18 protein-coding genes are annotated in these 16963 nt (G+C 62.1%); 5 read left to right on the top strand and 13 right to left on the bottom strand.

The window, feature by feature from the left end; translation table 11 throughout:
* Positions 1-6 precede the first annotated feature (6 nt).
* The 5 genes from fliP to fliL all read right to left on the bottom strand — a co-directional run bounded on the left by fliP (position 7) and on the right by fliL (position 3165).
* Entirely contained in the window at positions 7-756 is a 750-nt protein-coding gene (fliP, locus tag NG900_RS18955; protein ID WP_252682913.1) for a flagellar type III secretion system pore protein FliP, read from the bottom strand.
* Complete coding sequence (gene fliO, locus NG900_RS18950) at positions 753-1142, bottom strand: flagellar biosynthetic protein FliO (RefSeq protein WP_252682912.1); 390 nt, start codon at positions 1140-1142, stop codon at positions 753-755. Before fliO ends, fliP begins: the two co-directional genes overlap by 4 nt.
* A gap of 68 nt (positions 1143-1210) precedes the next feature.
* Positions 1211-1672 carry a flagellar motor switch protein FliN gene (gene fliN, locus NG900_RS18945; RefSeq protein ID WP_252682911.1) on the bottom strand — a complete coding sequence of 154 codons (462 nt, stop codon included), beginning with the start codon at positions 1670-1672 and terminating at the stop codon, positions 1211-1213.
* On the bottom strand, positions 1662-2669 hold the full coding sequence (fliM, locus tag NG900_RS18940; RefSeq protein WP_252682910.1) for a flagellar motor switch protein FliM: 1008 nt from the start codon (positions 2667-2669) through the stop codon (positions 1662-1664). Before fliM ends, fliN begins: the two co-directional genes overlap by 11 nt.
* 1 nt (position 2670) lies before the next feature.
* Complete coding sequence (gene fliL / locus NG900_RS18935) at positions 2671-3165, bottom strand: flagellar basal body-associated protein FliL (RefSeq protein WP_252682909.1); 495 nt, start codon at positions 3163-3165, stop codon at positions 2671-2673.
* Between the two features lie 517 nt (positions 3166-3682).
* Between fliL and NG900_RS18930 the strand changes: the two genes are divergently transcribed.
* Positions 3683-5419, top strand: coding sequence for a putative bifunctional diguanylate cyclase/phosphodiesterase (locus NG900_RS18930; protein WP_252683261.1), 1737 nt, complete (start codon positions 3683-3685; stop codon positions 5417-5419).
* 5 nt (positions 5420-5424) lie between these two features.
* On the opposite strand, the gene NG900_RS18925 is transcribed toward NG900_RS18930, so the two are convergent.
* On the bottom strand, positions 5425-6060 hold the full coding sequence (locus NG900_RS18925; protein ID WP_252682908.1) for a LuxR C-terminal-related transcriptional regulator: 636 nt from the start codon (positions 6058-6060) through the stop codon (positions 5425-5427).
* Positions 6061-6488: 428 nt separating this feature from the next.
* Here NG900_RS18925 and NG900_RS18920 point away from each other — a divergent pair, with 428 nt between their 5' ends.
* The 4 genes from NG900_RS18920 to NG900_RS18905 all read left to right on the top strand — a co-directional run bounded on the left by NG900_RS18920 (position 6489) and on the right by NG900_RS18905 (position 10513).
* Positions 6489-7319, top strand: a complete 831-nt coding sequence (locus NG900_RS18920) for a flagellin N-terminal helical domain-containing protein (RefSeq protein WP_252682907.1) — start codon at positions 6489-6491, stop codon at positions 7317-7319.
* Positions 7320-7511: 192 nt separating this feature from the next.
* Positions 7512-9590, top strand: coding sequence for a flagellar filament capping protein FliD (gene fliD, locus NG900_RS18915; RefSeq protein WP_252682906.1), 2079 nt, complete (start codon positions 7512-7514; stop codon positions 9588-9590).
* A gap of 76 nt (positions 9591-9666) precedes the next feature.
* Positions 9667-10101 (top strand): flagellar export chaperone FliS, encoded by a 435-nt coding sequence (fliS, locus tag NG900_RS18910; protein WP_252682905.1) that lies wholly within the window; start codon positions 9667-9669, stop codon positions 10099-10101.
* Positions 10102-10156: 55 nt separating this feature from the next.
* A complete protein-coding gene (locus tag NG900_RS18905; protein ID WP_252682904.1) occupies positions 10157-10513 on the top strand; it encodes a flagellar protein FliT in 357 nt (118 codons plus the stop codon).
* Positions 10514-10555: 42 nt separating this feature from the next.
* On the opposite strand, the gene NG900_RS18900 is transcribed toward NG900_RS18905, so the two are convergent.
* The 7 genes from NG900_RS18900 to NG900_RS18870 form a co-directional block, all read right to left on the bottom strand.
* Positions 10556-10999 carry a MarR family winged helix-turn-helix transcriptional regulator gene (locus NG900_RS18900; protein ID WP_252682903.1) on the bottom strand — a complete coding sequence of 148 codons (444 nt, stop codon included), beginning with the start codon at positions 10997-10999 and terminating at the stop codon, positions 10556-10558.
* A 211-nt stretch (positions 11000-11210) separates the two neighbouring features.
* Positions 11211-12320, bottom strand: coding sequence for a glycosyltransferase family 2 protein (locus NG900_RS18895; protein WP_252682902.1), 1110 nt, complete (start codon positions 12318-12320; stop codon positions 11211-11213).
* 68 nt (positions 12321-12388) lie between these two features.
* Positions 12389-13492 (bottom strand): glycosyltransferase family 2 protein, encoded by a 1104-nt coding sequence (locus tag NG900_RS18890; RefSeq protein WP_252682901.1) that lies wholly within the window; start codon positions 13490-13492, stop codon positions 12389-12391.
* Between the two features lie 36 nt (positions 13493-13528).
* Positions 13529-14350: an NAD-dependent epimerase/dehydratase family protein gene (locus NG900_RS18885; protein WP_252682900.1), complete on the bottom strand. Its 822-nt coding sequence runs from the start codon at positions 14348-14350 to the stop codon at positions 13529-13531.
* Positions 14347-14835: an acyltransferase gene (locus tag NG900_RS18880; RefSeq protein WP_252682899.1), complete on the bottom strand. Its 489-nt coding sequence runs from the start codon at positions 14833-14835 to the stop codon at positions 14347-14349. Before NG900_RS18880 ends, NG900_RS18885 begins: the two co-directional genes overlap by 4 nt.
* A gap of 40 nt (positions 14836-14875) precedes the next feature.
* Positions 14876-16102, bottom strand: a complete 1227-nt coding sequence (locus tag NG900_RS18875) for a glycosyltransferase family 2 protein (protein WP_252682898.1) — start codon at positions 16100-16102, stop codon at positions 14876-14878.
* A 23-nt stretch (positions 16103-16125) separates the two neighbouring features.
* Positions 16126-16872, bottom strand: a complete 747-nt coding sequence (locus NG900_RS18870) for a cephalosporin hydroxylase family protein (RefSeq protein WP_252682897.1) — start codon at positions 16870-16872, stop codon at positions 16126-16128.
* Between the last annotated feature and the right edge of the window lie 91 nt (positions 16873-16963).

The raw sequence follows: 16963 nt of genomic DNA, 5'->3' as shown, positions 1-16963 counted from the left end.
ATCCGGCTATTGCACAAAGCTCTGGGCCAGCGAGCCCAGCAGCAGGTGCCAGCCATCCACCAGCACGAACAGCATGATCTTGAACGGCAGCGAGAAGATCGACGGCGTGACCATCATCATCCCCATCGACATCAGCACCGCTGCCACCACGATGTCGATCACCAGGAACGGGATGAAGATGGCAAACCCGATCTGGAACGCGCTTTTCAGCTCGCTGGTGACGAAGGCCGGGATGAGCGCACGCATGGGCGTCTGCTCGGGGCTGGCGATGGCCGGGATGTTGCCCATCTTCACGAAGAGCGCGAGATCCGGCTCGCGGGTCTGCTTGAGCATGAAGTGGCGCAGCGGCGTGGCGGCCGTGTCCATGGCCTGTTCCACGGTGATCTTGTTGTCGCGCAGCGGCACGTAGGCGTCGGTGTACACCTTGTCGAGCACGGGCGACATGACGAAGAACGTGAGGAACAGCGCCAGCCCGATCAGCACCTGGTTGGGCGGCGTGGTTTGCGTGCCCAGCGCATGGCGCAGCAACGACAGCACGATGATGATGCGCGTGAAGCTGCTCATCATCAGGATGATGGCCGGGAGGAAACCCAGCGACGTAAGGAAGACCAGCGTCTGGACCGGTAGCGTATAGCTCTGGCCACCGGCGGTGCCCGTGAGCAGCGGAAGGCCCGGTTGGGCCTGGGCGAACACGGCGGGCGCGGCGCCCAGCAGTGCCAGTGCTATCAGGCAACGAAGGAAGGCACGCGCGTTCATTCCGACTTCCCCGTCAGGTGGCGCTTGAGCTGAATCGATAGCGCGTCCGCAAAGCGGGGCGGCTTGGCGGTGCCGGAAGGGTCGTCCGGCGTGGCGGGCGTGTCTTCCGCCGGGCGCGGCAGCGTGTGCAGCGTCTGCACGTGTTGCTGCGTCACGCCCAGCACGAGCCACGTGCCTTCCACATCCACGACGACGACCTTCTCGCGGGCGCCCAGCATTTGCTGCGCGACCACGCTGATCACCTGGCCGCGACGTCGGCCCGGACCCGCAGGGCCCATGCCCGCACGGTGCTGCAGGCGACGCAGCAGCCAGCCGGCCGCCACGATCATCGCCAACACTACAAACAGCCCGCCAAGCGTGCGGGCCCAATCCACTGCATGGTTCATTTCAACACCTTGCCCGGGGGGAGCATTGGTCGCTGTCAGGGTGCCGGCGTGCGGCTTAACGGTTCAGCTCAGCGGTTCAACTTACGGATGCGTTCGGACGGCGTGATGATGTCCGTCAGGCGAATGCCGAACTTTTCATTCACCACCACCACTTCACCTTGGGCGATCAGGTACCCGTTGACAAGAACATCCATCGGTTCACCGGCCAGCGCGTCGAGTTCGATCACCGAGCCCTGCGCGAGCTGCAGCAGGTTCTTGATGGGCACCTTGGTGCGGCCCAGCTCCACCGTCAGCTGCACAGGGATGTCCAGGATCATGTCGATGTCGTTGCGCTGGGCGCTGCCCAGGCCGTCGGCCGTCAGGGGCTTGAACACCGGGCCGGAGTCAACCGGCGCAGCCGCGGGCGCGCTGGTTGCCGGGTTGGCGGCGGCGCGCTGGGCCGCTTCCAGGGCCATGGCCTCTTCCATCGTCATCTCGACATCGAAGTCGTCGGCGGCGGTTTCGGGGTTCATGGTCGGTTCAGTTGTCATCGTCAGACTCCATGGCAGGCTCGCTGCCGCTCATATTCAGCATGCGGTTGACCCGCAGGGCGTATTGGCCATTGAAGGTGCCGTAGCTGCATTCCATGACGGGTACACCGTCGACCTTGGCCGTCACGCTGTCGTCCAGCTCCAGCGGCACCACGTCGCCCGCCTTCATGTTCAGGATGTCGGAGACGCGCACATTGGCCGTAGCCAGGTCGGCGATCAGCTCCACCTCGGCGGTCTGCACCTGCTGCGACAGCAGCCGCAGCCAGCGCTTGTCGACTTCCAGCGCTTCGCCCTGGATGGCCGAGGTCAGCCGGTCGCGGATCGGCTCGATCATGGTGTAGGGCATGCAGATGTGCACGTCGCCGCCATTGCTGCCCAGCTCAATGCTGAAGCTGGTGGTCACCACCACTTCATTGGGCGTGGCCACGTTGGCGAACTCGGTGTGCATTTCCATGCGCAGGAATTCGAAATCGATCGGGTACACCGGCTGCCACGCCTTGGCGTAGTGCTCGAACACGAGCTGCAGCATGCGCTGGATGATGCGTTGCTCGACATCGGTAAAGTCGCGGCCTTCCACGCGCATGTGGAAGCGCCCGTCGCCGCCGAACAGGTTGTCGACTACCAGGAAGATCAGGTTGGGGTCGAACACGAACAGCGCCGTGCCGCGCAGCGGCTTGACGTGTACCAGGTTGAGCGAGGTCGGCACCACCAGGTTGCGGATGAACTCGCTGTACTTCTGGACCTTCACGGGGCCGACGGAGATCTCCGCGTTGCGCCGCATGAAGTTGAACAGCCCGATGCGCCAGTTGCGCGCGAACCGCTCGTTGATGATCTCCAGCGTGGGCATGCGCCCGCGGACGATGCGCTCCTGCGAGCCCAGGTTGTAGATGCGTACACCGGAGGGGTCGGCTGCGGCAGGCTCCTCGTCGACCTCGTCGGTGACGCCCTTGAGGAGCGCATCGATCTCCTCCTGGGAAAGAAACTCTTCCTTGAGCATGTCACTGGATCACAAAGTTGGTGAACAAGACATCCGCCACCGGCGATTCCTTGCCGACAGCCTTGAAGATGTGTTCGCACAGTTCGACGATTTCCTTGGACAGCTTGGACTTGCCGTCTGCCGAATACAGCTCGGCGGGGCTCTTGCTGGCCAGCAGCATCAGGATCTTGCTGCGCAGTTCGGGCGTATAGGCCTTGATCTCTTCTTCGGCGTGCTTGTCGAAGCTCTTGAATGTCACGCCGATTTGCAAATAGCGGTCGCTGCCCTCTTCGGGCTGCAGATTGACGGTGAGGGTTTCCATGGCCACGAACACCGGCTCCTTGGGCTTGGGCGGCGCGGAGGCGGATCCGGCGTGGTTGCCGCCGCCGAGGAAGAACCAGGCAGCGCCGCCGCCCATGCCGACGAGCACGAGCACGATCAGGATGATCAGCAGCAGCTTGGTGGAGCCGCCCTTTGCGGGGGCGGGGGCAGTGGTGGCAGCAGCGGCTTCGGCCATGGGGATCACTCGGGGGACTAGGGGGGGTGGGCTTTCCCGCCTCGGCGTATGCGGAGCAGCGCAAAACGGCCGCAAAACACAGAGTCGGGTTCTCGGATGGCATTCTTCCCTACCCCTGTCCAGCTCATTCCGCCAAGAAACGCGGTCAATCCTGCCTATCTCGTGGGTTTGCAGCCCGTGAGGAGGATGGCGGCACACTAAAATAGTGACCAATAAATCACTAAACGGCCTCGGGAACGATCACGGAAGCGACGTTTCCGGCGCTTGATCCAGCCGATGTGCCACAAAAGTGACGTCGGCCCGAAAGATTTGCGTGCGCTTGCCGATGTAGAGGGCAGAAGGTGCCGGTACGTCCGGCCCTGCAAAACCTGCGTTGCCTTTGCCGGAAGCCGCCTTGAATTCCTTGTCCCTGCCTACCCGCGTCGACTTTGCGCTTGCCGATACCCGCGGCCTGCCGACGGACTGCCCGGCGCGCGGGGCAGCTCCGGGGTTCTGCCCGAAGCTTGACCTGCTGTCGATGGTCAATGCGCTGACCGAGGGCATCCTGGTGTGCGACCTGGACCGCCGCGTCACCTACGCCAACCCGAGTGCCGCACGGCTGCTGGGGTTGCCGGTGGAAGCGCTGATAGGGCGCCTGCTGCCCGCTGTGGTGGCGTCCGCCGTCGATGAGTTTGACGCGGCCATCCAGGAAGCCGATTGGCCTGATCGCGATGTTCTCGCCGAGGGCCAGCCCCAGCTGAACCAGATTTTCGGGCTGCATTGCGTGGACGGCCGCACGGTGTGGGTGTCGAGCAACTGGACGCCGCTCTATGCCGACGGCGGCCAATCGATGACGGCATCGCCGCGTCCGCCCGAGCTTGGCGCGGCGCCGTATTCGGTGCTGGTGTCGCTGGTCGACATCACGCAGATCCGCGAGGCGCAGCAGCGCATCCGGCATCTGGCCACGCACGACACGCTCACCGGCCTGCTGAACCGCTCCGCACTGGAAGACCGCCTGGAGCATGCGCTGGCCATTGCGCGCCGCAATCATTCGCGGGTCTCGGTCATGTTTCTGGACCTGGACCGCTTCAAGAACGTCAACGACACGCTGGGCCACCAGTTTGGCGACATGCTGCTGCGCGAAGTGGCCGCCCGCCTGCAGGCCTGCGCGCGAGAGGCCGATACCGTCGCCCGCCTGGGCGGGGACGAGTTTGTCGTCATGCTCGAAGCGCTCGATGGCCTGGGCACGCGGCGCGTGGCAGAGCGCATCCTCGCGGCCATCAGCGCACCGTTCCATATTGAGGGGCAGGAACTGTATCTGGGCGTGTCGATCGGCATTGCCGTGGCACCGCACGACGGCGACGACCCGAACACGCTGCTGCGCAAGGCCGACGCTGCCATGTACCTGGCCAAGGAGCGCGGCCGCAACAATTTCCAGACCTTCACGAGCGATCTGGACGACCGTGTCTCACGCCGCTTCCGCATTGAATCGGGCCTGCGCCGCGCCAGCGACCGCAACGAGTTCTATGCCGACTACCAGCCGCGCGTGGACGTGAAGAGCGGCCGCATCGTCGGTGTGGAAGCGCTCATCCGCTGGAATTCGGCCGACTTCGGCCGCATGATGCCTGGCCAGTTCATCCAGGACGCCGAAGAGACCGGCCTGATCGTCGAGATCGACCGCTGGATCCTGCGGGCCGCCTGCGAGCAGTTGGCGCGCTGGCGCCGCATCGGGCTGCCGCAGCTGCGTATGTCGATCAATCTCTCGGGCCAGGCGTTCAGCTCGGGCCAGTTGAGCGCGATGGTGCGCGGGGCGCTGTCCACCAGCAACCTGCCGGGCAACGCGGTCGAGCTGGAGATGACCGAAGGCATCCTGATTCGCGACGATCCGTCATTGCATGCGCTGCTGACCGAGCTGCGCGCGATGGGCGTGTCGCTTGCGCTGGACGATTTCGGCACCGGGTATTCGTCGCTGTCGTATCTGCACCGTTTTCCGATCGACACATTGAAGATCGACCGGTCATTCGTGCAGGACCTGCCGCACGTGGCTGAGCGCGCGGCCATCACGCGGGCCATCATCATGATGGCGCAGGCCATGGGCATGAAGACCGTGGCCGAAGGCGTGGAGACCGCCGGCCAGCTGGAGTTCCTGCGTGAAATCGGCTGCGACGAGTTCCAGGGCTACCTGCTCACGCGGCCGCTCGAACCGGCAGCGGTGCAGGACTTCGTGCGCGAGAACGCGCGCCGCTACGGCGAGCGCCCCCCGCGGTTCTTATAGCGCCTTCAAAGCTGCAGGCTGTTGCTGACCACGTACATGGTCAGCTCGGCGTTGTTGCGCAGTTTCATCTTCGATAGCACGCGCCCGCGATACACGCTGACCGTCTTGACGCTGATCTGCAGCGCCTCGGCAATCTCGCCCAGCGTGCGGCCGGAGCCCAGCATGCGCAGGGTCTGGAATTCGCGGTCGGAGAGGATGTCGTGGCGGGGCTTGTCCCAATCGACGTTCAGGTTGTCGGCCAGCACCTCCACCAGGTCGGAGGGCAGGTATTTCTTGCCCTTGGAAATGGCGTTCACGGCCGCGAGCAGCTGCGGCTGGCTGGCATCCATCGGCAGGTAGCCGGCGGCGCCCGCCTTGAGCGCCCGTACGGCGAGCAGCGCTTCAGGGTGGCGACCCAGCGCCAGCACGGCCAGGCGCGCATGTTGCTGGCGCACCGCCTTGATGGTCTGGAATTCATCGCCGGTGGCGGACTCGACCGAGAACAGCATGACGTCCCACTCGCGCTGGGTGAGCAGGTCGTTGTTGGCGTCGCGCAGGTCCGGCACGGCCTCGATCTGCCGGGCCAGGCGCGAATCCTTGAGGATCTGGCGCAGGCCGACACGGGCAATATCGTGCGGTTCGACGATCAGGACATTCAGCATGGCGGGTGTTGCAGGTCAAACGGGCACAAATGCGCTCAAGCGGCTCGCATTGCGCTCTGATCACCGCCGCCAGGTCGTTGCGACATGTCGGCGCGCTTGCAACTCCCCATCTGTGCGGTGGCGCGCTTCTATATAGGGAAATCCCGGGCGCCTCGGGTTGGGTCGATCGAGTATAGCCGAGTGCCTTCCTGCCCAGAAGATGGCCCGGCGCCTCTTTCGGCGGAGAGGCGCCGGGCCGGTGCCCCGAAACCCCAAACCGCCCATCGCGCACGAATTTGTCAAGTTGGCCCTAAACTTTTTGCCGAGGCCACCGATAACCTGAGTACAACGGACCTGATCCCCTTCAAGTTGCAGGTCATGTTGCTGGCCACTCGCCGGAACCCGCGACCCCTTCGGGCGCTCAACCATCGGGAAACTTAGGAGCCGTCATGCTCAGCCTCAATACCAACCTTTCCTCCCTGCAAACGCAGCAAGCACTGAACAACTCGCAGAGCGCGCTGCAAACGTCGCTGCAACGCCTGTCGACCGGTCTGCGCATCAACAGCGCGAAGGACGATGCGGCTGGCTATGCCGTGTCTTCGCAGCTGACCACGACGATCAACTCGCAAAACCAGGGTATCGCCAACGCGAACAACGCCAGCTCGTACCTGCAAACGGCCGACTCGTACCTGGGCCAGGTTGAAAACAACCTGCAGCAAATGCGCCAATTGGCTGTGCAGGCCAACGATGGCTCGCTCGGTACGGCTGACCTGCAAAACCTGGGCGCAGTGTATGACCAACTGGCTGGTGCCAACGCGGCGATCAAGACCAGCGCTAACTACAACGGCAACTCGCTGTTCACCGCAGCGGCTGCCACCGGTGTCACGTTCCAGACTGGCCAGTCCGCGACGAACGACACGGTCGTCGCTAAGACCATGAACATGACCGCCAGCATTACTTCGGCTGCTGGCCAAATCACCTCCAACACCGGTGGCGCTGACGGTACGACGGCGCAGAACAAGGTTGATGCGGACTTGGCCTCGGTTCAGACGGCTCGCGCAGCAATCGGTGCTCAACTGCAAGGTATTTCCTCCAACGTCAGCACGCTGACGTCGGTGAATATCAGCCTGAACGCAGCAAGGTCGGCCATCACTGACACGAACTACGCGTCGGAAACGTCGAACATGACCCGCCAGAACATCCTGCAGCAAGCGGGTACGGCCATGCTGGCGCAAGCCAACTCGGCACCGAACAGCATCCTGAGCCTGCTCAAGGGCTAATAGGTGAGAGTCGCGTGAATTCTGATGGATTCACGCGGACAAAAAAAGCCGGGACACCTTAATAGGCGCCCCGGCTTTTTTTCTGCTTAAGCGGCGCCGGCGGCAGATCGCTCAAACGATTAAAGAAGCGGGGAAAGCGGCCGTTATTCCAAACGATGCCCGTAGCGATACGCGCTTAGAAGCGCCTCGATCATGACGACTACATCCGCCACGTCTTCCAATGCGGCCAGTTCGGCTGCATCCAGCATTGCCCAGGTGCTTGCCAACCCCGGTGCCGGCACAAGCCTGAACCTTAGCTCACTCGTGTCGGGCCTGATGCAGGTGGCGGCCATTCCGCTGAACAACCTGCAGGCGCAGCAGACCTCTTACCAGACGCAATTGTCGGCGGTGGGGTCATTGCAGAGCGCCCTGTATACGTTCCAGAGTGCGATGGCGGGGCTGTCGTTTACGTCGGGCTACTCGGCTATGCAGGCGAGCAGTTCGAATACATCCGTGGTAGGTGCGTCTGTGACGGGGGGGCCGTCGGCCGGCACGTACGCGGTCAACGTGAGTCAGCTTGCCCAGTCGCAAACGCTGGTGGCGCAAGGACAGACCAGTACCAGCACTGCCATCGGCAGCGGTGCTGCGACGACAATCTCGTTTTCGTTCGGCTCGGTCTCGGGCGGTACGTTTTCCGGTGGTGCATACAGCGGGGCAACATTCACGCCCAACGCCAACCTGCCAACCGGCACCGTCACCATCAACGCGTCCAACAATACGCTGCAAGGGATTGCCAGCGCCATCAACGCCGCCCATGTCGGTGTGCAGGCCAGTATCGTCAATGATGGTTCCGGCACGCCCTATCGCCTGACCCTGACCTCAACCGCCGGGGGCTCTAATTCCGAGATGAAGATCTCGGTCTCGGGCGACGCGGCACTGCAATCGCTGCTGGGCCAAGACCCGGCCGGCACGCAGAACATGAGCGAGGTGACCACGGGGCAGAACGCCGTGGCCACCATCAACGGCCTGCAGGTGCAGAGCCCGACCAACACGCTCAGCGGCACGATTCCGGGCATGTCGCTCGCCCTGACCGGCACCGGCAGTTCCACCGTTTCGGTGGCGAACAACCCCAGTGCGGCGGTGAATGCGGTCAACAATTTCGTCAGCGCTTACAACGCGCTGAAGTCCACGCTCAATGCGGCGACCAAGGTTGATACCAGCAACAGCGCCAACAATGGTCCCCTGGCGTTCGATGCGTCCACGCGGCTCCTGGTGGAGCAGGTCAATGGCGTGCTCAACCAGGCGATCGGGTCAGGTTCGTATTCTTCCTTGGGCAGCGTTGGCATCACGCTGGCGCAGGATGGCACCATGCAGGTGAACTCTGCTGCGCTCCAAACGGCCGTTACCACGGCGCCTACGGCGGTCGCCCGGCTGTTTGCGCAGTCCGGTACGGCAACGGATTCCCTGGTTGGTGTGAACGCGTATGCGAAGACGACGCAGGCCGGTACCTATGCCATCAACGTCACGCAACTGGCCACGCAAGGGGCGCTCACCGGCTCGGCTGCAGCCGGTACCACGATTACGCAAGGCGTAAACGACACGCTGAACGTGACTATCAGCAACACCCCGGTTACGCTGACGATTCCACCTGGTACCTATTCCGCCAGCGGGCTGGCCACGCAGCTTCAGAGCTTGATCAACGGCTCTGCCGCGTTGCAGGCGCACAAACTCACGGCCAATGTTTCTGCCGACGCCAACGGCGTGCTGACCATCGGCAACAACCAGTACGGTTCGACTTCCAACGTCGCGGTCTCGGGCAATGCAGCATCGTCGCTGTTCGGTGGTAGCCCCACCAGCACCACCGGGGTGGATGTTCAAGGCACGATCAATGGCGTCGCGGCGACCTCGTCGGGGCAGCAGTTGTTTGGCGCCACCGGTTCGGCTGTGGCTGGCTTGACCTTGCAGGTCAACGGCGGGGCGCTGGGTAGCCGTGGGACGGTCACGGTGCAGCGCGGCTACGCATCGCAATTCTTTACGACCGCGACCACGTTGCTCGCCTCCAACGGCATGGTTCAGAACGAGCAGCACTCGCTGAACAGCACCCTGACATCGCTGGCCAACCGCATCAGCACGATGCAGAACCAGTTGAACCAGCAGCAGGCGCTGTACCTGAAGCAGTTCAACTCGCTCTCGTCGCTGGTGGCAAGCATGAGCCAGACGCAGTCGTATCTAACGCAGCAACTCGCCGCGCTCGCCGCTCAGACCAATGGTACGAGCCCATCTTCGAAGTAACGTGTAAAGACGCCGTATCTCCACGCTTTGACGTATCGGTGTTCCAACTAAGATCGCTAAGACAAGGAAACCTCTCATGTACGCAGCTCAACGCGCCATTGGGGCATACGCAAAAATCGGTATAGAGACGTCGGTGGTCGATGCCAACCCGCATCGGCTGATTGCCATGCTGTTTGAAGGCGCGCGCTCAGCCATCAACCAGGCGTTGCTGGCAACGCGCGCGGGCGACGTGCTGGTGAAGGTGCGTGCATTCGACAAGGCCGTCTCTATCATCGGGCAAGGCTTGCGGGCCAGTCTGGACACGCAGCGTGGCGGCGAAATCGCCCAGCAGCTCGATAGCCTGTACGACTACATGCTGCGACGTCTCACGTTGGCTAACATCAACAACGACGAGGCCATGCTGGAGGAGGTCGACCGGCTGCTTGCGCCGATCCAAGAAGCATGGCTTGCAATCGGTCAGGGCAACCAGGCCGCAGCGGTACCCACTCGTCATTTGAATGTTGTCAGCTAGCTCAACAGACAGCGTCCATTCGAATCTTTCCGGCCTACTACGGAGATCAACAGACATGTTCCGGAAATTCCCCATCAAGGACAGCGAAAGTCTGTTCGCCTGCTATGAGGCGATTGCGCATCTCACCGCCGAGATGGTCAGCGCCGCCGAAGTGGGTAACTGGGAAGTGGTCAGTGAACTCGAGCGCGAGGGTGCGCAGTATGTGGAGATGCTTCGTCGCGCCGAGCCGCATCCGCAACTCTCGCATGCGGACCTGGAGCGCAAGCGCACGCTGCTCACGCGCATCCTGGAGGACGACGCCCGCGTGCGTGCCATCGTGCACCCGCGTCTGGACCGGCTGCAGAAGCGCATCGACACGGCGCGCCGTGCCAACAATGCCAGCCAGATGTATGACTCCATGGCGCGCTATTGAACAAGCGCGCCGAGTTTGAAGCGCGCCGGTGCGGCAGCAGCCTTAAGCGCGGTCTTCCGCTGCCGCAAGCGCATCCAGCAGCTTATGCAGTACATTACGCGTGGCGCCGATCTCTGCCGGTTCCAGCGGAATCTGGCACATCAGTGTTTCCGGCACCTTGGTGGCACGCCCGCGTAGCGCCTGCCCGGCATCGGTCAGGGCAATGATCACGCGACGCTGGTCGTCTTGATCGCGCGTACGCGTCAGCAGTCCTTGTTCTTCCAGCCGCTTGAGCAGCGGCGTCAATGTTCCCGTATCGAGGTACAGCGTGCGCCCGAGATCGCCCACGGCGCATGGAGACTGTTGCCAGCACGCGAGCATCACCAGGTATTGCGGATAGGTCAGCTCCAGCTCATCGAGCAGCGGGCGGTAAAGCCGCGTCATCAAATGCCCGGCGGCATAGAGCGGAAAGCAAAGCTGTTGATCAAGCGCCAGCGCGTCGGTCACGGAGCACTCCCGGGGAATGGTCTCGGCGCGCGGGCGACAGTGCTGCGTGCGAACGTTTGGCGCGTGACCATGGACAAGGGGATGCCAATCTTGCCACGGACGGCATCGGAATTGGGGCGTCCGCCGTGTAGGGCTCGTACAAGCGCTTCAGCCGTCGCTTAAAAGATGCGATATGCGTGTTCCGCATCACCCCGTCGATCCCCGATGCATTTCATGTTGCGGCCGACGGTGTGGTTGCGGCGCCGCGCTTGAGCTCCTCCGCCAGCGTGAGGTAATAATGTGCCTTGTTGGCAAGGTAATGGCTACGTCGCTGGTGGACATCAGCCAACCGTTCGGCGGCGAAGTGGCTGCCGACGCCAAGCGTGCTGTCATCCAGATTTGGTCGATCGCCAATTTCCAGGCAGCGCAGGAACGCCTGCTCAGCCATTGGCAACCATTGCGACAATGCTTGGTCGGGGTATTTGGTTGACGCGTCGGTCATGAGAATCCCCACCTGATAGAAAAAGTCTGGGGATTCAGCCCATTCATCCATCCACTCGCCGGCGCGCGTGATGGCCGTGTCCAGCTGGCCCGCACGGTTCAGGCTAAACAGGAGCCGCATGCACAGATTGTGCCGATAGGGCGCATTTGGCGCAGTGAGTTCGAGGGCGCGTGCGTAGTAATCGGCAGCCCTGGTGAAATCCAGAGTGGTTTGTTCGAGGTCCTTTCCAAACTGGAACAGCACATACGGGTCAGTCGGGTGATCCACGAGTTCCTTGAGCAGCAGGGCCGTATTGCGGCCGCGCTTTTTCTCAACCTTTTCATCGGTGTACCCGTCGTGCCCGAAGACGATCGGCACCCGCTTTTGGACTAACGGTGCCACCGGCTGTTCATGCACGCGCCGCTCATAACGCACCCCGCGCGGCAACAAGCGAATGATCTGCGAATTGGCCTGTATCTTGATGTCCTCGTGAAACGTATGGCTGCTGATACACACCTCGCCCATGTAAGGCGTGGCGGTGCATAGGCTGCGCAAATGCTCGCCACCGCTTTCGATCCATTCGTCTGCGTCCATGACCAGATTCCAGTCGGAGTTGGCCAAGACCAATGCCGCATTTCTGGCCGCGGAGAAATCGTCGATCCAGGTGAAATGGCCGACCTCTGCGCCGCAGGCTTGAGCGATTGCCACGGTGTCGTCGGTGGAACCGGTGTCGAGCACCACCAGGCGATCGACATACGGTTTGGCGCTCATCAGGCAGCGCTGGATGCACCCGGCCTCGTTACGTGCAATGACGACGAGTGCCAAACTGGGATAGGGGCCGTGATGATGCCTTTTTGACATGATGTTCGCTTTCGACCTACAGAAGGGGGCTGACACTACTCTGGGTTAACGGCCCCTTGCACGGGTTTTTAGATGGCTTCAGCATTCGTTCTTAATTTGCGCGCTAAATCGAGGTAGTAATTTGATTTAAGCCGCGCGGTATTGCTTTGTGTTTGGTACATGACACACAGATTGTGTGCGGCCATGTGACTGCCGCGTCCGGCCACACCATCAAGCTCCGGGCGCTCGCCGATCTCAAGACACCGCAAGAATGCGTTTTCGGCCATGGGGAGCCATTGCTCGTCAGCCTGTTTCGGCTGGGCCGCGGCGGCGTCAAACATCAGCATGCCCACGGTGAAGAAGAAGTCGGGCGATTCCGACCAGTCTTCCATCCACTCGCCGGAGCGGGTAATGGCATCCTCCAATCGCCCCGATTTGCTTAGGCAAAACAGCAACCGGACGCACAGGTCGTGACGGTACGCGGCGTCTTTGGGAACAAGCGCCGCCGACCGTGTATAGAAGTCACTCGCTCTTGCGAAATCCTCGGCAATGACCTCGGCATCCTTGCCGAGTTGATAGAGCACATAAGGATCATCAGGGCGGTCGGCCAGTTCTTCCAGCAAGAGGCTGACATTGCGGTCGAGCTTCTTTTCTATTTTTGCGTCGAGGTAGCCATCGTGGCTGAGCACAAGCGGCAGCCGTGCGCGCGGCAACGACGACACGGGCTGCTCATGAATGCGTCGCTCATAGCGAACGCCACGCGGCAGCAGCCGTGAAACCCAAGTATTTTTTCTCTCGACCGATCCGAAGACTTCATAGTCGCTGCGTTGGCACACGACGCCAATCACGGGATTGCCACTGCAGACGCTACGCAATGCTTCGCCACCGCTTTCGATCCATTCGTCTGCGTCCATGACCAGATTCCAGTCGGCATTGGCAAGATCCAATGACGCATTTCTGGCTGCCGAGAAGTCATTGATCCAGGTGAAGTGCCCAACCTGTGCGCCACAGTCCTGCGCAATTGCCACGGTGTTGTCGGTCGACCCGGTGTCGAGTACAACCATGCGATCGACAAAGGGCTTAGCGCTCATCAGGCAGCGCTCGATGCAGGCTGCCTCGTTGCGGGCGATGACGACCAGCGCCAAAGTCGGTAGCCGGTGATGAGAAGCAGGGCTCAAGGATGGTTTCGACATGACTGGTTGCCAACCCGTTTGGGTGTGGCGCAATGGTTAATCAGACCCATGTTCAACTGTTCGCAGATGGCGCGACAGAAAGGCGCCGACCGTGATTGGGTCGACCCCCAGCGCGCATTTGAGCTTAGTGATATCGCAAACAGGCATCGGCTGGCGCGCGCTGTTGTGCGCCAGCGTGAGCGTGTAGCCATGCGCGCGCAGTAGGTCGGCCAGCGCCTGGTTGGAGAGGTTCTCCCCACTGGCGACGTTGTAAATGCCGGGCGCGGGCTGCTCGAGCATGCGGAGCAACGCCCGAACCACATCGTCCACGTGAACGTAGTCCCGCACGTAGCCAGAGGAGGAGTTCAGATGCACGGCGCGTGCGTGCGCCAAGCGTGCCAGCAGGTCCGATAGGAAGCCCGGTGCGCCTGATGCCTGTGCATACACGCAAGACAGTCGCGCGACGCTGGCGCGGCCATCGGCGGCGGTCAGGCAGAGGTTTTCTCCCAGCGCCTTGGACAGGTCATACAGGTGGCGTGGGTTGGCCGGGTCCAGTTGCAGCGGGGTGTCTTCGCTGCAGGTGGAGGTCGGCAGCGCGTCATACAGCCGTGTGGAAGACAGATACACCAGCTTGTCGAAGCGGGCGCGTTCCAGCACGCGGGCCAGGTATCCGGTATGCGCATGCACCGTGTCAAGCGGGCGCTGGCGGAAGTCGGCGGTGAGCCCGATGCAATAGATCACGTGGCCCAGATCGCGTTCGAAGACTTCCGGTGCGTCGCGCCGAGGGGTGAAGCACGTACCGCCGGCGGCGCGGATGGCGCGCACCACGTGCTGGCCGATGAAACCGCTGGCGCCCAGGATGGTATAGGTGTGCGTCATTGGCGCTGCCCGACAATGCGCAACGGACTGCCGGCCACTACCGCATAGGCGGGGACCTCCCCACGTACCACGCTGCCCGCCCCGATCACGCAGCCCCGGCGCAGCACTGCGCCGTCGAGCAGTACACAGTTCGCCCCGATCCAAACGTCATCTTCCACGACGATGCCGCCCTTGCTCGGCAGGAAGCCTTGCTGCCGGATGGGTGTGTCGCGATCCTGATATGCGTGGTTGACTGGCGCAAGCGTGCAATTGGCCGCCACCGCAACCCCGGTGCCGATGCGGATGCCGTTGCCGGTGTAGAGCACGCAGCCGGAGTTGATGACGGACTGCTCGCCGATGATCACATCGCCGCTGCCGCCGGCGGGCTTGATCTTGACGAACGCATCGATGCGCGCGCCCGGGCCGACGACGATACGGGTGCCGCGCACCGAATCTTCGATGTCGGCGAGACGGGAGACAGAAGCGCTGGGATGGATCTCGATCATGGTGTGGGCACAGGCGCGCAGGCGTCGGGTGGTCGGCGCATTAGGGGAACATGGAGATGAGGTCTAGCTCCGAGGTGAAGACCAGGTGATCGTGACAGTTGCTCACAGGCCGGCCTGGTTCATCGCCGTGCGGCGTCACGATGACGGTGGGCTCAGTGGGGAGTTGGCCGTCTTCCAATGCAGTAAATTCAAGCTCGCCAAACTTCTGGGCAAGCGGCAGGATTCTCAGCGGCCGGCTGCGGAAGTACGCGAAGCGCGTCGCGCCGTTCACGAACGGGTCCAGCGCGTTCAGATATTCCAACGCGGCGTTGACGCGGTAGAAGTCGTAGTGCACCGGTAAGTCCTGTCCATCGCCCAGCCCGCGCAGCCGGTTGGCGACGTAGTAGTTGTCGATGGGGCTGGTGTTCTCGAAGGTCCGGATGCGCAGCGCAACATTCATGCGTATCCGGATGAACTGGTTGATGGCGTCGAACCACTGGGTCTTCTGCTCTGGCGTCAGGCTGCTGTTGAATTTATTGAAGAGATATTCCAGACCACCGCGGTAGCGGTCCCACGAGACTTTGACTTCCTCTGTGCCGGCTTGCACACGCACGTGGTCGTCAAAATATTGGGTGACGACCCGGTAGTACGGCGTGGCGCTGAAGAGGATCGCGCCGCGACTGAGAATCTCGGCGCTGTGCACGAACGCCCAGTAAGCGTAGTCGTTGTAGGCGAAGTAGAGCAGAGGGAAGCATTCGCGCCGCGCGATATAGATCTCGGGAAAGATATGGCGCGTGAGCAGGAGCGCCATCATCGCAGCGTGGTCATTCTGCTGGATCAGGTAGTCCTGATCCAGCTGGTAGAACGCCGAGCTGGTCTCGTCGCGCACGCGGTCGTACATCACCCACGGCGCGTAGATTGCGCTCACGCCGGGGTTGTTCTCCAGGGTACGGATGTTCTCGTTGATCTGCTCCATGAGCAGCAGATCGTCATCGGCTAGGTACAGGCAGTATTTGCCGTGGGCGCTTTGGTAAATCTTGCGCTGGTTCTCGTAGGGGCCGATGTTGCGCGGGTTGCGGTAGGCGCGGATATTGAGTGCGCCGGTGTGGCGAGCCACCACCTCGGGCGTGTGATCGGTCGAGCCGTTGTCGCCGATCACGATCTCGTAGCTGAACTCCAGCGCGGGAATGTCGTCGACCAGCGTCTTGAGCAGCTGATCGAGATAGCGTGCTCGGTTGTAGGTCGGAATGCAGATGCTCAGCGTAATGACGTCAGCGGGGCTCGACATGATTTCGGGTTCCGTTCCAATGCTTAGCTGACGCGCTTAAGAAAGCCATCGGGCGACGAAGTGATCAACAGCTTGTGCTCGATCGCCTTGTCGACGGCAAATTCCGGGTGTGCCCGCAGGTAAGCATGCACGGCCGTTTTCGGGTTGTTGCCCGGGCCCCACGGACGGTCGGGGAAGGCCGATTTGGGGGTGTCTTCCACAAAGGTGTCGAACACGACGCAGTAGCTGTCCACGCTGGTGAGTGGTGCGTAGGCGTTCAATTCGGCCAGGACGTGGTCGTGTGTGTGGTTTGAATCGAGCACGACCATCACGGTGCGCTTGCTGGCGGCAATCTGCCGGACCTGCTCAACGAGGGCGGGGTCGATGCTGGAGCCCTGCAGCATCTGGATGCGTCGGTGCATCGGGTGTGCCTCGATTGCCTCCCGGTTGTGCTGGCGGATGTCGATGTCGATGCCCAGCACCAGACCGTCACCGTGTCCGCATTGGGCCAGCAATTCGAGCATGGACGCGTAGAAGATGATCGAGCCGCCGTGCGCGATGCCGGTTTCGATGATCAGGTCCGGCTTGACCTCCCAGATCAACTCCTGCATCGCCAGGATGTCTTGCGGGTGTTGAATGATTGGGCGTCCCAGCCAGCGGAAGTTATAGGTGTATTTGTGCGCGCTCGCCTTGAGTGCCCAGTGGCGGGAAAGTTCTTGCAAATCCGTATCCTGACCTAGGGACTGGATGTTTTCCCGGACCTCGTTCTTGAACTTTTCAATTTCACTCATGATGTGGGAGTCAATGTTGGGTTGGAGGATCGAGACACTGCGCTCGCCTATCCCGGTTAGCAATTGGGTTGAAGGTGGCGATGGTTGTCGG

Source organism: Ralstonia soli (assembly GCF_023955655.1).
GTDB classification, from domain to species: domain Bacteria; phylum Pseudomonadota; class Gammaproteobacteria; order Burkholderiales; family Burkholderiaceae; genus Ralstonia; species Ralstonia soli.
Note: the sequence above shows the minus strand (reverse complement) of the source record. Positions and strands in the feature narration are given on the sequence as shown.

What these genes read in the sequence shown, in the direction of transcription:
- fliP (WP_252682913.1), bottom strand. Translation starts at nt 756, where the DNA reads ATGAACGCGCGTGCCTTCCTTCGTTGCCTGATAGCACTGGCACTGCTG.
- fliO (WP_252682912.1), bottom strand. Translation starts at nt 1,142, where the DNA reads ATGAACCATGCAGTGGATTGGGCCCGCACGCTTGGCGGGCTGTTTGTA.
- fliN (WP_252682911.1), bottom strand. Translation starts at nt 1,672, where the DNA reads ATGACAACTGAACCGACCATGAACCCCGAAACCGCCGCCGACGACTTC.
- fliM (WP_252682910.1), bottom strand. Translation starts at nt 2,669, where the DNA reads ATGCTCAAGGAAGAGTTTCTTTCCCAGGAGGAGATCGATGCGCTCCTC.
- fliL (WP_252682909.1), bottom strand. Translation starts at nt 3,165, where the DNA reads ATGGCCGAAGCCGCTGCTGCCACCACTGCCCCCGCCCCCGCAAAGGGC.
- NG900_RS18930 (WP_252683261.1), top strand. Translation starts at nt 3,683, where the DNA reads ATGGTCAATGCGCTGACCGAGGGCATCCTGGTGTGCGACCTGGACCGC.
- NG900_RS18925 (WP_252682908.1), bottom strand. Translation starts at nt 6,060, where the DNA reads ATGCTGAATGTCCTGATCGTCGAACCGCACGATATTGCCCGTGTCGGC.
- NG900_RS18920 (WP_252682907.1), top strand. Translation starts at nt 6,489, where the DNA reads ATGCTCAGCCTCAATACCAACCTTTCCTCCCTGCAAACGCAGCAAGCA.
- fliD (WP_252682906.1), top strand. Translation starts at nt 7,512, where the DNA reads ATGACGACTACATCCGCCACGTCTTCCAATGCGGCCAGTTCGGCTGCA.
- fliS (WP_252682905.1), top strand. Translation starts at nt 9,667, where the DNA reads ATGTACGCAGCTCAACGCGCCATTGGGGCATACGCAAAAATCGGTATA.
- NG900_RS18905 (WP_252682904.1), top strand. Translation starts at nt 10,157, where the DNA reads ATGTTCCGGAAATTCCCCATCAAGGACAGCGAAAGTCTGTTCGCCTGC.
- NG900_RS18895 (WP_252682902.1), bottom strand. Translation starts at nt 12,320, where the DNA reads ATGTCAAAAAGGCATCATCACGGCCCCTATCCCAGTTTGGCACTCGTC.
- NG900_RS18890 (WP_252682901.1), bottom strand. Translation starts at nt 13,492, where the DNA reads ATGTCGAAACCATCCTTGAGCCCTGCTTCTCATCACCGGCTACCGACT.
- NG900_RS18885 (WP_252682900.1), bottom strand. Translation starts at nt 14,350, where the DNA reads ATGACGCACACCTATACCATCCTGGGCGCCAGCGGTTTCATCGGCCAG.
- NG900_RS18880 (WP_252682899.1), bottom strand. Translation starts at nt 14,835, where the DNA reads ATGATCGAGATCCATCCCAGCGCTTCTGTCTCCCGTCTCGCCGACATC.
- NG900_RS18875 (WP_252682898.1), bottom strand. Translation starts at nt 16,102, where the DNA reads ATGTCGAGCCCCGCTGACGTCATTACGCTGAGCATCTGCATTCCGACC.
- NG900_RS18870 (WP_252682897.1), bottom strand. Translation starts at nt 16,872, where the DNA reads ATGAGTGAAATTGAAAAGTTCAAGAACGAGGTCCGGGAAAACATCCAG.